The organism is Vibrio sp. 970, from assembly GCF_033339075.1.
In genome coordinates this window covers 1-839 of record NZ_JAWOTW010000177.1, presented here as the reverse complement: position 1 = coordinate 839, position 839 = coordinate 1, and the positions used below count along the sequence as shown (strand labels likewise).

At 46.8% G+C, this 839-nt stretch carries 1 protein-coding gene; it reads right to left on the bottom strand.

Translation table 11 applies throughout. From position 1 onward, the window contains the following. A partial coding sequence (locus R7Q11_RS25520; protein WP_225466919.1) for a methyltransferase occupies positions 1-839 on the bottom strand: 839 nt, incomplete at both ends.

The following is an 839-nucleotide window of genomic DNA, read 5'->3' as shown; positions in this document are numbered from 1 at the left end:
CGAGGTAGCATTTAAGCTGTATGACGCGCCCGCGTATTTCTGCGCATCCCAAAACAGTTCGAGAACGTAAACGGTATCGCCCGCGCTCAACTGCGCCTTTACTTTCTTCAAAATATTTAAAATTTCAATTGGAGAGAAACAATCTAAGAACTGGCTCATCCACCAAATATCGGCATGATCAGGCAATGTTTGGGCTTTATCAAGCATATTGGCAGGATACGGATGCACGCGCTCGCTGAGCTGATTCTCTGCCACGTTCGACATCGCGACTTCCAATTGCTGCGGCAAATCAACAATGGTCACATGCACATCTTTATCGTAGTTGCAGCACTGCATTGCCCATTTACCCGTATTGCCACCGATATCGACAATATGTTTTGGCTCATTGGCAAACACTTCTTTAAGCAGCAATGGGAAAGAACGATCCGAATAGAAGTGATCAAACTTAAACCAGCTCTGCTTAGCTTGCTCAGGTAATGTCGACAACCCTTGATAGATGGTTTCCCAATCGCCCAGCTCTTTCAATCCAGCAGGTTTGCCGTCTTTGATTGCTTCAGTCAAGTGCATCATCGCGGCATAACAAACGTCGGCCGTGAAATCCATGTTTGCTTGGGTCATGCCATCGTACAACAAGTAGAACCCGAGGTTGGCCAGTGAGTAGTTAGGTTTTTCCCACAAAACAATGTGCGCACTTATCGCCATGTCTAGCAGCACTTTGACACCATATTCTGACACGCCTGTTTTTTCGGCGATATCAATGGCGCTCATGCCTTTTGAACCAGCGCTATCGAGCGCCGCTAATATACCCAAATCTCTGAGCGTTCTCGCGGTATGGAAAA